This window comes from Komagataeibacter diospyri (genome assembly GCF_043995075.1).
GTDB classification, from domain to species: domain Bacteria; phylum Pseudomonadota; class Alphaproteobacteria; order Acetobacterales; family Acetobacteraceae; genus Komagataeibacter; species Komagataeibacter diospyri.
The window spans coordinates 2,336,475-2,351,181 of the sequence record NZ_CP171836.1 but is presented as its reverse complement, the minus strand read 5'-3'; the positions used below and the strand labels follow the sequence as shown (position 1 = coordinate 2,351,181).

The following is a 14,707-nucleotide window of genomic DNA, read 5'->3' as shown; positions in this document are numbered from 1 at the left end:
GGTGGCTTTTTTTGTGCCCAAATCACACCACAGGAAACACATAGGAAACAGACGGAAAGGTAATCCGGCGCATTTTTGTCGAATGTCACAAATGCGTGAAAGTGGGGAGGGGCATCCCGTCGCCTGTTTCAGGGTATGATCCTGCCTTGTCGAGTCAGGACAGTCTCCTCTCTGCTGTCCATAACTGGAGTAGCAGGAAAGCCTCATGGCCGCAGACGAACTCACGGGACTGATCAGATATCTCGGTCAGGATGACTGGCAGGACTGTTTCGCGGAAGTGCTCGGCGATCACATCGGTCCGGCGCTGGAAGCGGGCGACATCACGTTCGAGGAACTGGCGGAGATGATCGGTCCCGACGTCGCCATGACGCTGTGGGGCTGTGCCTTCGAGGATTTTCTCGGGCAGGACCGGGACGATGGTCGGAACATCGTTGACGTCTATCTGAAACGCCGGGGCTGGAAGGAAGGGCCGCGCAACAGCGCCTATATGCGTGCGCTCAGGGCTTCTGTCATGAGCCTGTATGAAGTCTCGGACATCAGACCCGGCCAGAGCCTGATGGCGCGTGACCTGCTGCGGGGTGGCGAGCCTGTTCTCGTGCATGAAGGCACCGCCACCCGGACACTCAGACAGTGGGACCGGATTGCAGCGCGCCTTGTACCGTCCGATGGAAAGACCATTCTGGCAGGCGGACTGCTCGCCTGTTCACGGGGCGCCTGTGAGGATCTGGCCGCAAACCTTTACAGGGCGCTGCGGAAAAGACGCGGCAAGGCGGAATTCCCAAAAGTCGATACGGAGACCCTGCGGGAACTTGCGCCGATGTTCACGCTGACCTGGCTGTTCTGGACGCTGGAAGACATGGCCCGGCAGATGGAGGGGCCAGCGCTGTTCAATGGGGACGGAGAGGATCTGGTCTTCCACGAAATGTGTTTCCCGCTGGCGAAGGGCGTGACGCAGAAGAAGGTGGCGGATGTGCTTGGGGGCGTGGTGGCCCTGCGTCCGGAGAACCGGTCGTTCTGGAACTGGCTGAAGGAGCCGGAGAGTGATCCTGTGCCGTTGTCCGGACGGGATGAAAACGGACGGTTCCTGCGCACCGAGATGGACGATGGTGCAATCGTGCTCGGCACAGTGGAACTCAGGGGGCGGCAGTTGCGGTTGCAGGTGAATTCGGAAAACCGTGCCGAACGTGGGCGTGCCATGCTGCAGGCCGTTCTGGGCACGCTCGTGGGCGCGCCCCTGACGCAGATCATGACACCGGTGCAGGCGATGGAGGAGCGGGAGCACGATGGACGGACCGCATCGCCAGACCTGCAGATCCCGCCTGAAGAGGAAGCGCGGATCATCGGGCAGATGCTGGAGCGCCATTACCGGCAGGTGCTTGATGAGCCGGTGCCGGCCCTGGGGAATGTGACGCCGCGTGAGGCTGCCCGGACAGCTTCAGGACGTAAAAAGGTGGCGGCCTGGCTGAAGGATATCGAAAACACCACAGCCCGCGCCTGGAAAAATGACGGCGCAGGAGTTGCCTACGATTTCGGGTGGATGTGGCACGAACTCGGAATCACCATGCTCCGGAAATAGGCCGCTTTCGCCTTCATGTCGGACATCCGGATCTTCAATGATCTAACGGCATAGCAGACATGAGCAATTCGACTCACCACGAGAGGGCGAAGCCGGTTCATGGTAGGCTTTCAGTTGACGTTCTAGGTGTTTAGTCCCGGGATTTGATGGTGCGGATTTTGCATGAACCGTGATGGTTCTTTTTCCCACTGCTGGCAAATGAATTCATATGGAGTGAGGCCGCGCAGCGTCTTGAGTCTGCGGGCGAAATTGTAGGCAGCAACGAAGTCTGCGAGGTGCTGGCGCAACTGGTCGTGCGTTTCGTAATGGAAGCGCTTGACCGTTGCCTCCTTGATTGTGCGGTTCATCCTCTCGACCTGGCCATTTGCCCAGGGATGTCGCGGCTTTGTCAGTCGATGCTCGATATCGAGATCAGCACAGGCCAGTTCAAAAGGATGGCAACGGAACTGGACGCCATGCGGCCCGCATGACCTTGATTTCTTCCGGTGTCCATCCGTTTCTGGCCGGACCGGTAAAATGCGTGCCGTTATCGGTCAGCACGGTATGGATGCGATAGGGGACTGCAGTGGCCAAAGCACGCAGGAAGTTACTGGCGACGCGACGTGTTGCTTTCTCGTGCAATTGAACAAAAGCAAATTTCGAGGTCCGGTCGATCGCCACCAGGAGATAAAGGCGTCCCATTTCAGTGCGGACTTCAGCAATGTCGATATGGAAATAGCCGATCGGATAGGTCCTGAACTTCGACCGTTTCGGCCTGTCACCTTCGGTATCGGGCAGGCGACTGATTCCATGGCGCAGAAAACAACGATGCAAAGAAGAGCGCGTCAGATGCGGGATTGTCGCCTGGAGCGCGTAAAGGCAGTCGTCCAGGGGCAATAATGTATGGCGGCGGAACGCCACGATGACCGCTTCTTCCTTGATCGACAGGACGGTTGAGGACACAACCTTCGGGCCGGTGCGTCGATCCGCGGTATCGGCCCGCCCCTTCCATTTGGCGACCGTCTTCGGGTTGATCCCGTAGCGTTTCGCCAGAGCCCTCAGGCTCTCTTGACTGTGTTGTATCGCTGGACGGACTGCCGCTGTCGTTGTGGCGCTTCCGTGGTGAACCTGGCCCATAGCGCTTCCTTCCACTCGCGTGAAAATAATGCACCATCAAACCCCGGGACCAAACATTACAACGGTCCTACGTACTACGGGTATAATTATGACAGACGCATCAAGGCTAATTACGAAAAAATTATCATGAGCACGTTTATTTAAAACCCACCTACCAAAAATAACATAGACGCGGCTTTTCTAAGAACGGCATGGTCTCAGAGAACACAGCAGGAATTGAAGCAGCGGAAACCGTGAAATATCTGGCGTAAAAGACATGGCCGCTGCGGCGTGCGACGGCGATATTTTCTTATCGTTTCGACGTTCACCGAACTATCTCGCCAAACGATAGTTTCGAGGGGCTGAATGCACAAAGTTGCTGTTCGGGCCAACTCTCCTGTATGGCTAGCTTAATCAGACATGTAGAAAGAAGATAGGATGAAAAATGGATGCATGCCCTTAATCTTTCTATTCCTGATTGTGACCGGGGCAGCCCAGGCGGCAACGCCATCTTATGACGTTTATGGATCGTGGTTGGTTGCATGCGACAATATTTTGACCTGCGAAGCCAAGGGATTTGTACAGGGTGATGACGATGTCACTTCGACCATACCGGACAACAGGCCAATCAACGGATCGGTTGACCTACGCTTTATTCGTGATGCCGGACCGGATGGTGTGATTGAAGCGCGGCTGATCGCTGGGTTTCCCTTTGGACTAGCTGATCTGCGTGTGGACGGTAGGCCGTTGTTGCTGGACCGTTCGGCATGGGCACTCAACACACGGGACGGAATCACGATCCTGTCTGGCAAACGGCCTGAAGTCGTTGCGGCGTTTGTGGCGCAGTTGCGCGACGGGACAATGCTGCAGGTACGTGATGGGATTGTGCCGTTGAACGGGTTAAGTGCTGCAGTGTTGCACATGGATGACCGACAGGGAAGATTGGGCGGTGTAACGGCACTGATCCGCACGGAGACAAAATCAGCCAGCACCGTTCCCCCCGCGCCATTACTGCCGCCCGCTCCATCCGCTCATCGCTCCATCGTTCTTGCCCGCAGAGAGCGGGCCCACTTGATGGCATGGACAGAAAGAACGCAGGCTAAGCTTATAAAAAAGCAGAGTTGTGATAGCCCGGATAAAGGAACTGATAGCCTTCCGGAAACAGGGGTTTACGGGTTGGACAAGAACAATGCGCTTATCTTGTTCGGGTGTTCGATGGCGGCATATCAGGGGGCGTCCTTGGTTTTTGTCGTCCCGCGCACCGGCAATGGCCAGCCTGAGCCCGCCAGCCTGCCAAGTCCCGTCCTGATCAAGGGGGACACAGGCGATGAAGGAAGTATTGTGACAAGCCCTGATTTTGACGTGGCGACTGGAACTCTTACGGACTTTTACAAAGGCACGGGTCTGGCTTATTGCGGTGCTTCTCATGAATGGCGGTGGGATGGCCACCATTTCGTTCTGACGAGGATGACCTTTCAGCTTGGCTGTGGCGGCAGCTTGTCGGGTGACTGGCCTGTTCTGTATCGATCGAAGGTCCAGCAAAGGGAACAGAGGACGGAGTAGGCAGGTTCTGTTTGGACGATTCCGCTCGCCTGATATTGTTGCCATGTCATGCAGCAAGCCGAGGTATTCTGCAGCCAACCAATCGCAAGTATCGTTGGTTTCCTTTCCCCCGAAACTAAGAATAAGCCATTGATAGAAAAAGATAAACTTTCCCATCAGAGGCAGGTTTTTTTTGTTGTCTGAAATGCCCCGCAGGAAACACATAGGAAACAGATGGAAAGGCAATCCGGCGCATTTTTGTCGAATGTCACAAATGCGTGAAGGTGGGAAGGGGCATCCCGTCGCCTGTTTCAGGGTATGATCCTGCCTTGTCGAGTCAGGACAGTCTCCCCTCTGCTGTCCATAACTGGAGTAGCAGGAAAGCCTCATGGCCGCAGACGAACTCACGGGACTGATCAGATATCTCGGTCAGGATGACTGGCAGGACTGTTTCGCGGAAGTGCTCGGCGATCACATCGGTCCGGCGCTGGAAGCGGGCGACATCACGTTCGAGGAACTGGCGGAGATGATCGGTCCCGACGTCGCCATGACGCTGTGGGGCTGTGCCTTCGAGGATTTTCTCGGGCAGGACCGGGACGATGGTCGGAACATCGTTGACGTCTATCTGAAACGCCGGGGCTGGAAGGAAGGGCCGCGCAACAGCGCCTATATGCGTGCGCTCAGGGCTTCTGTCATGAGCCTGTATGAAGTCTCGGACATCAGACCCGGCCAGAGCCTGATGGCGCGTGACCTGCTGCGGGGTGGCGAGCCTGTTCTCGTGCATGAAGGCACCGCCACCCGGACACTCAGACAGTGGGACCGGATTGCAGCGCGCCTTGTACCGTCCGATGGAAAGACCATTCTGGCAGGCGGACTGCTCGCCTGTTCACGGGGCGCCTGTGAGGATCTGGCCGCAAACCTTTACAGGGCGCTGCGGAAAAGACGCGGCAAGGCGGAATTCCCAAAAGTCGATACGGAGACCCTGCGGGAACTTGCGCCGATGTTCACGCTGACCTGGCTGTTCTGGACGCTGGAAGACATGGCCCGGCAGATGGAGGGGCCAGCGCTGTTCAATGGGGACGGAGAGGATCTGGTCTTCCACGAAATGTGTTTCCCGCTGGCGAAGGGCGTGACGCAGAAGAAGGTGGCGGATGTGCTTGGGGGCGTGGTGGCCCTGCGTCCGGAGAACCGGTCGTTCTGGAACTGGCTGAAGGAGCCGGAGAGTGATCCTGTGCCGTTGTCCGGACGGGATGAAAACGGACGGTTCCTGCGCACCGAGATGGACGATGGTGCAATCGTGCTCGGCACAGTGGAACTCAGGGGGCGGCAGTTGCGGTTGCAGGTGAATTCGGAAAACCGTGCCGAACGTGGGCGTGCCATGCTGCAGGCCGTTCTGGGCACGCTCGTGGGCGCGCCCCTGACGCAGATCATGACACCGGTGCAGGCGATGGAGGAGCGGGAGCACGATGGACGGACCGCATCGCCAGACCTGCAGATCCCGCCTGAAGAGGAAGCGCGGATCATCGGGCAGATGCTGGAGCGCCATTACCGGCAGGTGCTTGATGAGCCGGTGCCGGCCCTGGGGAATGTGACGCCGCGTGAGGCTGCCCGGACAGCTTCAGGACGTAAAAAGGTGGCGGCCTGGCTGAAGGATATCGAAAACACCACAGCCCGCGCCTGGAAAAATGACGGCGCAGGAGTTGCCTACGATTTCGGGTGGATGTGGCACGAACTCGGAATCACCATGCTCCGGAAATAGGCCGCTTTCGCCTTCATGTCGGACATCCGGATCTTCAATGATCTAACGGCATAGCAGACATGAGCAATTCGACTCACCACGAGAGGGCGAAGCCGGTTCATGGTAGGCTTTCAGTTGACGTTCTAGGTGTTTAGTCCCGGGATTTGATGGTGCGGATTTTGCATGAACCGTGATGGTTCTTTTTCCCACTGCTGGCAAATGAATTCATATGGAGTGAGGCCGCGCAGCGTCTTGAGTCTGCGGGCGAAATTGTAGGCAGCAACGAAGTCTGCGAGGTGCTGGCGCAACTGGTCGTGCGTTTCGTAATGGAAGCGCTTGACCGTTGCCTCCTTGATTGTGCGGTTCATCCTCTCGACCTGGCCATTTGCCCAGGGATGTCGCGGCTTTGTCAGTCGATGCTCGATATCGAGATCAGCACAGGCCAGTTCAAAAGGATGGCAACGGAACTGGACGCCATGCGGCCCGCATGACCTTGATTTCTTCCGGTGTCCATCCGTTTCTGGCCGGACCGGTAAAATGCGTGCCGTTATCGGTCAGCACGGTATGGATGCGATAGGGGACTGCAGTGGCCAAAGCACGCAGGAAGTTACTGGCGACGCGACGTGTTGCTTTCTCGTGCAATTGAACAAAAGCAAATTTCGAGGTCCGGTCGATCGCCACCAGGAGATAAAGGCGTCCCATTTCAGTGCGGACTTCAGCAATGTCGATATGGAAATAGCCGATCGGATAGGTCCTGAACTTCGACCGTTTCGGCCTGTCACCTTCGGTATCGGGTAGGCGACTGATTCCATGGCGCAGAAAACAACGATGCAAAGAAGAGCGCGTCAGATGCGGGATTGTCGCCTGGAGCGCGTAAAGGCAGTCGTCCAGGGGCAATAATGTATGGCGGCGGAACGCCACGATGACCGCTTCTTCCTTGATCGACAGGACGGTTGAGGACACAACCTTCGGGCCGGTGCGTCGATCCGCGGTATCGGCCCGCCCCTTCCATTTGGCGACCGTCTTCGGGTTGATCCCGTAGCGTTTCGCCAGAGCCCTCAGGCTCTCTTGACTGTGTTGTATCGCTGGACGGACTGCCGCTGTCGTCGTGGCGCTTCCGTGGTGAACCTGGCCCATAGTGCTTCCTTCCACTCGCGTGAAAATAATGCACCATCAAACCCCGGGACCACACATCTAACAGGCCCTAAACTGCCCATGTGAGCCGTCGCAAGTAATGCTTACTTATGCCAGTCTCAAAGCTTTTTGGGTGCCGCCTTTTTTCAGAAATTTCTTTATAATTTATGGAATGTCCCAGAGACAGTCTGTACCTGCCCGATCTTTTCGAACACTTTATGAAAACGGCTTTCATGTGCGATATGCGTGTTGCCCAGCCTGTCGCCACGACCAAACAGTTTCTGCCGCAATGTTCCTGGCTGGTATGCAGTTTTGTACCGTCCACGTTTCTGCAGTTCGGGGATGATGAGATCCACGATATTCTCAAACGTTTCAGGGGTCACGGCATAGGCGAGGTTGAAGCCATCAATTCCGGTTTCTTCCATCCATGCTTCCATCTGGTCGGCAATTTCAGTGGGGCTGCCAACAATTGTGACCCCCATTCCCCCGATTGCAGCATGGCGGGCCAGTTCACCCACCGTCCAGACCTTGTCCGGGTTGAGGATGGTCAGAGAATCAATAGCAGAATTGATAGCGTCATTACGCACATGCCGCACCGGTTCATCGTACTGATATTGCGCAAAATCAACACCAGTCCACCCCGACAGCAGTGTCAGCGCCCCCTCCAGACTTATATACTGTTTATAATCTTCATACTTTGCCCATGCTTCTTCGTGTGTTGGCGCCGTCACGATCGTCAGTAGGGAGAAAATCAGCGGTTCATCACTACGGCGTCCCTGAATCTGGGCCTGCCCACGTATGCTGGCAACCGTTTTACGGACGATTTCCTTTGATGGCCCGGCAATAAAAACACATTCGGCATGCGTGCCTGCAAATTGCTGCCCCCGGCGGGATGCGCCGGCCTGAAACAGCACCGGCGTGCGCTGGGGTGAGGGTTCGGACAGGTGAATGGCATCTACCGTGAAGTATTTCCCGTCATGATGGATACGATGAACCTTCAATGGATCGGTAAACACTCCGCTGGCACGGTCGCGTCGTACGGCGTCGTCCTCCCAGCTGCCTTCCCACAGATCATAGACGACCTGCATGAATTCATCCGCTATTTCATAGCGCGCATCATGGGATGACTGCTGCGCCTTCCCTGTGCTTTTTGCCGCACTGTTCAGATAGCCCGTGACGATATTCCACCCGATGCGCCCCTGTGTCAGATGGTCCAGCGTGGATATGCGCCGCGCGAAGGGAAACGGGTGTTCGTAAGACAGGGTTGCCGTCAGGCCAAAGCCCAGATTGCGCGTGACCGACGCCATGGCTGTTACCAGCATGGCGGGATCATTGACCGGCACCTGTGCCGCATTGCGTAACGCCGCATCGGGGGATGCGCCATACACATCGTAAATCCCCAGCACATCTGCCAGGAACAGGGCGTCAAACAGGCCGCGTTCCAGCGTGCGGGCCAGATCCGTCCAGTATTGCAGGGTATGATACTGGTCCGACCGGTCACGCGGGTGCCGCCACAGGCCGCTGGCCTGATGGGACACGCAGTTCATGTCAAACGCGTTGAGGCGAATTTCTTTCATTTGGGCATATCCGTTCACAACTGCACTGTATTCAGTCAAACCCGATCGACGCGCCGACAAATACGCCAAAGCCATCACCCGGCTGCATGACCGACAGCTGTTTTCCCGCCGCCTGGTATCCCGGCACGACAATGGCTGCGTAATGCGTGTTGGCAAGGTTGTTGAAGCTTATGAAAACTTCACGATGTTTGTGCGGCCAGGAATAACCGATATTGGCATTATAGATGTGGTACGAAGGCGCGAAATACGTCATGTCATAGGATGCGCCCACCTTGGACGATACCTGTGCATTGAAGCTGGCGTAAAACCCGTTGCGCATGTCCAGATGGACTTCCCCCTGATAGAAATGTTCGGGGATCCCGGGCAGGTGATTATTGCCAAAAACGGCATCATGCTTGTAACGGAAATCCTGATACGTATAGGCTTGCCGCAGCGACAGTGTATTGCCCGCCCATTTCAGCAGTTCCGTTTCCAGTGAAACCTCGACACCCTGATGCATGGTGGGTGAGGCATTGCCGTAAATCGACGTACCTGCTGCAAGGGATGCCGGTGTCGTCACCGTCAGCAGTTCATTATGCACCGAGGAATGATAGTAACTCAGGCTCCATTTATTATGGAAATAATGGCCCGTGGTCCCGATTTCGAACGTGGTCGCGGTCTGGTTGCGCAGACGGCCGGATGTGGAGTTTTCGCCCGCCGCTGCCTGTAACGGATAACTGGCGGCATTATAGTAATTACCGGCATAGTTGTAGTTCCAGTCATTGGGCGGCTGCAGACTGCGGCTGACATTGCCGTATATTTCCACATGACTGTCCGGTTTATAACGAAAGCCACCACGCGGAATGAAATTGACCGAAGTGGTGTGCAGATCACTGCGGTTGGGATAGGTCACATCCGATGTACGCTTGATGAAAGCCACCGCTCCTGCCGCCGTCAGCCACAGGTTGTGCGCGACCTCGGTATTGTTGCGCAGATGAAAATAATTCTCCGTGCCGCCATATTTTACATTACGCAGCAGCGTACCGTCCGGCACGCCACCAAATACACTGCTGACACGAATGCGGTTGCGCTGCCAGGCTTCGATATCGGTATAGCTCAGGATACCGAACTGCGTGTCGCTTTTGTGGCCTGCCAGCACATCATGCCGGTCGTAATTCAGCACGCCCGCAATCGTCTTGTAGCCCCAGATCTGTGATGATGCGGTATTCTGGATATCAATCGGTGCATCCTGGTAATTGCCGCCCACTTCTATTTTTGATTTGTCATCAATCCTGATGGTGGTCATGGACCCGTAATACTTTGTGCCCGGCTGGATACGGTGCGCACCCCATGCATAATACGGCGACTGTGCCTGTTTGGGATTGGACAGGATCTGATCACGCGTCAGGTAGCCCGGATAGCCGTTAACCGTCTGCCGGTACCGGAAAAAGGCCCGTGTTGATACACGGTCATTGAAACGGTAGCCAAAATTGGTGTTCAGCCCGAAACTGGTCGCCTTGGTATTGTCCTGATATCCGCCACGATAGGAATTGGTCGCACTGATATAGTAATCGAATTTGCCAAATACCCCGCCGGAGCTGAGCTGTTCCTTGACGTAGCCAAAACTGCCCGCCTCCACACGGGCCTGATAACGCTGTGCATCATAGCCGGTCATGGACACGTAATTTAACGCGCCGCCCAACTGCATGCCGCCGTAATCGAACGCATTCGCCCCGCGCAGTACTTCAGTATAGCGCAGGCCCAGCGGTTCAAACAGTTCATAGGGCGTGCCTGCCGGTGTCGTGACCGGCAGGCCGTCAAACATCATAAGCAGGCCGGAGCGGAAGTAATTGGTGCCGGTGGCAATGCCCGACCCACGGATCGACAGGCGTATGCCATCACCGCCGCCCGAGGACTGCGCAAACACGCCCGGTTGGAATGACAGGGCATCCGCATTGGTGAAGTTGCGGCCCTTCAGCACTTTCTGCGCATCGATCACGCTGGTTGCACCGGGAATGGATGCCAGGCGTGTCTCCGCACGGGATGCGGGCGACAGACGATGGCGCGAGACGGAAATGACTTCCGGTCGTACGGGCGAAGGTACGGCATGATCTGAAGACGCCGGGGTCGCCTCTGGCCGTGCGGGCCTGACATGCTGTGTTTCGGGGGGATGTCGTACGGGGGGGGAAGGCGATATGTCCGCCGCGAACGCGCCGGGCGCAAGACCCAGCAGGTAGGAACCGATCACGACTGTCGTCCGGTGCGATAGCAGGCGGGATCGGGAAAAATATCTGTCAGATGGGGGGCGTACGGATATCCGCGTCATTGGGAATGATTCCATGTCTGCATGCCAGCGCATGATTATTTGTTGAATGTTTTTTCTTCATTTCATAAATTCTTATCGTGTACACATTTTACTGTTTCCTTCATGAAAACATCCCATATGCTGTTTTGGAATATTTTCCATGAAACGTTCCATAAATCAGAAGGAAGTTTTTGGTGAAGCTTTTTGCAAAAAAGCTTCAGGAAGTACTGCCTTTTTGAAGAAAGATATTATCCAGAAACTTCTATTCTTCTTTGGGAATGGCGCGGCTGTACTGCCTGTTGAACCAGACAAGGCCAGAGCGGATATCATCATTGCCCATGGTGACATCAACCACATGGGCAATGACGACCGTATGTGTCCCGACATCACGGATTTCACGGATACGGCAGTCAAAGCTGACCAGCGCATCATCCAGAACCGGCGCACCGGTCAGGCCCGTGTGCCATCTGCCCGCTGCAAAACGCTCCGCCATGGAACGCGACCGGCTGCTGAAAATATTCGACAGGCCGTGCTGTCCTTCATGCAGGACATTGATGGCCAGAACACCATGTTCCAGAATATACGGGTGGGCGCTTGTGGTGCGGTTTATGCATGCCAGCAGCGTCGGCGGCGTATCCGACACACTGCATACCGCCGATGCCGTGAAACCATGCGGGCCGTGTGGTCCATCCGTTGTCACGATCGTAACCGCACTGGACAGTGCCGCCATGCCGTTACGGAAGGTATCGACACTGACCGTTGCTTCATCGGGTGGGGTGTAGCCAAACGGGGCGATGACATTGGTCATGGTCAGTCAGTTCCTGGTATCAGTTGAAAACAGAAGTTCGGGCGCATGCAGCACCGCATCCCGCCGCACGGGCGGGGCCTGTTGGCGCAGTGCGGGGTCCATGTCGGGGTCGTAGCCAAACACATCCCAGCGCGAGAAAAAGGCAATCACCACACCCGCCAGTGGCGCCAGCAGCACCACCCAGAACAGCGCGGGGCCAAGGTGGGTATTCATCCATGGGAAGAACAGCAGTATAAGCGTGCCGCCAATGCCCGACACCAGCCGTGCGACACCTATGCCCAGTCCGCGTAGTTCAGTGGGGTAGCTCAGGGTGGGATAGACCATAAGCTGGCATCCCGGCCCGAACCCCTGGGCGAACAGGAAGGCGGCAAAACCGGCAAGGGCCGCGATGACGCCCGCTGTACCATGCGGCACGCCAACCAGCGCCAACGTTCCGACCCCTGCCACCTGCATGATGTACCCGGCAAGGATGATGGGACGGGAGCGCACGCTGCGGGCCAGGCGCACGCCCAGCAGGCCGCCGGGAAAGGCTACGGCAAGGTTGAGGATAATGGAAATCACCACCACCTGTACCGGGTTTGCATGCATGATGGAGACCAGCAGCGTGGGCAGGCCGAAGATGATGATATTGTAGGACATGCTGCTGATCAGCGTCATCGCCGCGACCATCAGGCCGCGCTGCAGCAATGGCCGTCGTACCAGCCGCCATGGATCGGCCTGCATGACCACCGGCGGCTGTTCCGGCGCGGGACGGACAACCGGGTCAATCCCATAGGACCGGCGCAGGATGTCAGCCGCGCGCTGCAGGTCACCCCGGCGCGCGATCCATACGGGGGATTCGCTCATGTACCGCCCGCGTACCAGAATGATGGCCAGCGCCGGGACCGCGCCAAACGCCAGCGATGCCCGCCACAGCCAGTCGGGGTGTCCCGTAGGCAGCACATATGACAGGGCAAAAACGATCACGAAGCACGCGGATGACGCGGCGTACCATGTCGGGCACCACGCTGCGGCATGGGCCGCCTTGCTGCCGCGTCCCTCCAGCCGTGAGAATTCCGACAGAAACGCCATCGCCACCGGCAGGTCCATGCCGACCCCGAACCCCATGGCGAAACGTGCCGCAATCAGGATGCCGGCCGTGGGCGCGAACCCTGCCACAAGGGCTGCAATGACGAAACAGACCATGTCGGCCATGAAAACGGCGTACCGCCCGATGCGGTCCGTCAGCCACCCGCCCGCAATACTGCCCACGATGGTCCCGGCATTCAGTGCGGCCGCAACCAGCCCGGTCTGGAACGCGGACAGGCCAAAATGCGCCTGCACATCCGAAATGCCCCATGACAGGGTGGTCAGGTCATAGGCGTCCAGGAACACACCTCCCAGTGCCAGTGCAACAACCATGCGCGCATGGCTGCCCGCCCGGGGACCGGCATTCACAAGGGCGGATATGTCATCCGCGTCGCGTACGACGGGACGGTCGTGGCTGGTCAGTGCCATCGCGGTCATGTCGTTGCCCGTTCTTTTTCAGGGTGGAGGACAAAGGGAAGTGAAGCCGCCAGCGCGCCGATGATGACAGCCAGCTTTTCGGCATGACGCGTGACTTCGGGCAGACCCATCAGTTCCCCGAAACGTCCACGTGCCAGTGGTCCCGCTACGAACAGGGTGTCTTCATGCCTGCTGCCAGTACAGGCACGGCCCAGTGCATCCACATGCAGGCCAAGCCCGGTCGCATCCATTTCCACCAGACCGGCGGCGGCCAGTTCGCGTATGTACGGCATGGTGTGGATGATGGCGCCATGGGCCGGTCCCGTCGTGGTGATGATGGCGTCATATGTCCCATCCCATACGGTGGCGGCACCATGGCGGATGGTCGTGACAAAGCGTCCCCGCACCACCCGCACGGCGGTCAGCCGCCCGGCCATGATATCCAGCGTGCCGGCACGTTCGCGGGCATGCAGCACGTCTTCCGCCTGTGGCGCGATACGGAAACGGTGCGTATCCCAGAACGGGCGCAGGTGCCGGATCAGCCGCCTGCGTTCGGGCACGGGCAGGGCGGCCCATATATCGGGTGCCTGTTCACGGATCCGATCAAACACGGCCTGCCATGGCAGGTCTGGATGGGCCGCCAGTGCATGGCGTATGCGGTGCAGCAGGTGCCCCACCGTGCGCGATGGTGGTGATGCGAATTGTCCCACCGGGTCGACTGCCTGTACCGCATGGCCGTGTGAACGCTGCCCGCGCCTGGAAATGGCGGTGATCTTTCCATCATGCCCGCGTGCCGTCAGCGCGATGACGACATCCGCCATGCTCAGCCCCGTGCCCACGATCAGGACACTGTCCGGCGTGGCAATATCCTCCAGCGCACCGGCCTGCCATGGATTGGTGACCAGAACGGGATGGTGGCCGGAATGCAGATGCAGGTCGCGCAACAGTTCCGGTGGCCGTGGCGCGGGATGGCTGGTGGCGATGACCACGATATCCGCCGGTATGATATCACCCGTGGAACTGGTAATGATCCAGTTACCATCAGGCGATTTGTGTACGCCCGTCACCTTGCGGCGCAGGTGTGTCACCGCGCCCGAATGCAGCACCGGGGCCAGTCGGTCAGCTACGTACCGGCCGAATACGGCGCGGGCGGGAAAAATACTGCCATCTTGCCTGAAAGCCGCCGGATCATCGGCCAGAGCATCCGTCTGCCGGATCCAGTGGGCGAAATCATCGGGCTGGCTGGTATCGATGCTCATGCGCGATGCAGGCACGTTCACCCGGTGCTGCGGGTCGGTTGTACCATAGGCCAGCCCCGCGCCAAGGAAGGGACGCGGTTCGAACACGGTAATGCGTTTGGGCGTACTGGTATCGCGTGCAAGGTGCCACGCCAGCGCCGCACCGCTGAACCCGCCGCCGATGATGGCGATATGGGGAATATGGGGGGAAACGGGCATGGCACGGCTCC

The 14,707-nt window shown here is 57.8% G+C and carries 8 protein-coding genes and 2 pseudogenes; 3 read left to right on the top strand and 7 right to left on the bottom strand.

Annotation, left to right across the window (positions count from 1 at the left end):
* Nucleotides 1-205 precede the first annotated feature (205 nt).
* Entirely contained in the window at nt 206-1,576 is a 1,371-nt protein-coding gene (locus ACE2AA_RS11030; RefSeq protein ID WP_395369781.1) for a hypothetical protein, read from the top strand.
* 122 nt (nt 1,577-1,698) lie between these two features.
* Here ACE2AA_RS11030 and ACE2AA_RS11025 read toward each other — a convergent pair.
* Nucleotides 1,699-2,692 (bottom strand): annotated as a pseudogene (locus ACE2AA_RS11025) (IS481 family transposase).
* 417 nt (nt 2,693-3,109) lie between these two features.
* Between ACE2AA_RS11025 and ACE2AA_RS11020 the strand changes: the two are divergent.
* Complete coding sequence (locus ACE2AA_RS11020; RefSeq protein WP_395369782.1) at nt 3,110-4,234, top strand: DUF1176 domain-containing protein; 1,125 nt, start codon at nt 3,110-3,112, stop codon at nt 4,232-4,234.
* Nucleotides 4,235-4,601: 367 nt separating this feature from the next.
* Complete coding sequence (locus ACE2AA_RS11015; RefSeq protein ID WP_395369781.1) at nt 4,602-5,972, top strand: hypothetical protein; 1,371 nt, start codon at nt 4,602-4,604, stop codon at nt 5,970-5,972.
* Nucleotides 5,973-6,094: 122 nt separating this feature from the next.
* Here the strand turns inward: ACE2AA_RS11015 and ACE2AA_RS11010 are convergent.
* The 6 genes and pseudogenes from ACE2AA_RS11010 to ACE2AA_RS10985 all read right to left on the bottom strand — a co-directional run bounded on the left by ACE2AA_RS11010 (nt 6,095) and on the right by ACE2AA_RS10985 (nt 14,696).
* A pseudogene (locus ACE2AA_RS11010) lies at nt 6,095-7,088 on the bottom strand (IS481 family transposase).
* A gap of 155 nt (nt 7,089-7,243) precedes the next feature.
* The gene (locus ACE2AA_RS11005) at nt 7,244-8,662 is read right to left on the bottom strand and encodes an LLM class flavin-dependent oxidoreductase (RefSeq protein WP_395369779.1); all 1,419 of its coding nucleotides are present in this window, start codon (nt 8,660-8,662) and stop codon (nt 7,244-7,246) included.
* Between the two features lie 31 nt (nt 8,663-8,693).
* Nucleotides 8,694-10,967, bottom strand: coding sequence for a TonB-dependent receptor family protein (locus ACE2AA_RS11000; RefSeq protein WP_395369777.1), 2,274 nt, complete (start codon nt 10,965-10,967; stop codon nt 8,694-8,696).
* 241 nt (nt 10,968-11,208) lie between these two features.
* The gene (locus ACE2AA_RS10995; RefSeq protein WP_141259496.1) at nt 11,209-11,754 is read right to left on the bottom strand and encodes a flavin reductase; all 546 of its coding nucleotides are present in this window, start codon (nt 11,752-11,754) and stop codon (nt 11,209-11,211) included.
* A gap of 6 nt (nt 11,755-11,760) precedes the next feature.
* Complete coding sequence (locus tag ACE2AA_RS10990) at nt 11,761-13,251, bottom strand: MFS transporter (RefSeq protein WP_395372198.1); 1,491 nt, start codon at nt 13,249-13,251, stop codon at nt 11,761-11,763.
* A 5-nt stretch (nt 13,252-13,256) separates the two neighbouring features.
* Complete coding sequence (locus ACE2AA_RS10985) at nt 13,257-14,696, bottom strand: FAD/NAD(P)-binding protein (protein ID WP_395369775.1); 1,440 nt, start codon at nt 14,694-14,696, stop codon at nt 13,257-13,259.
* Between the last annotated feature and the right edge of the window lie 11 nt (nt 14,697-14,707).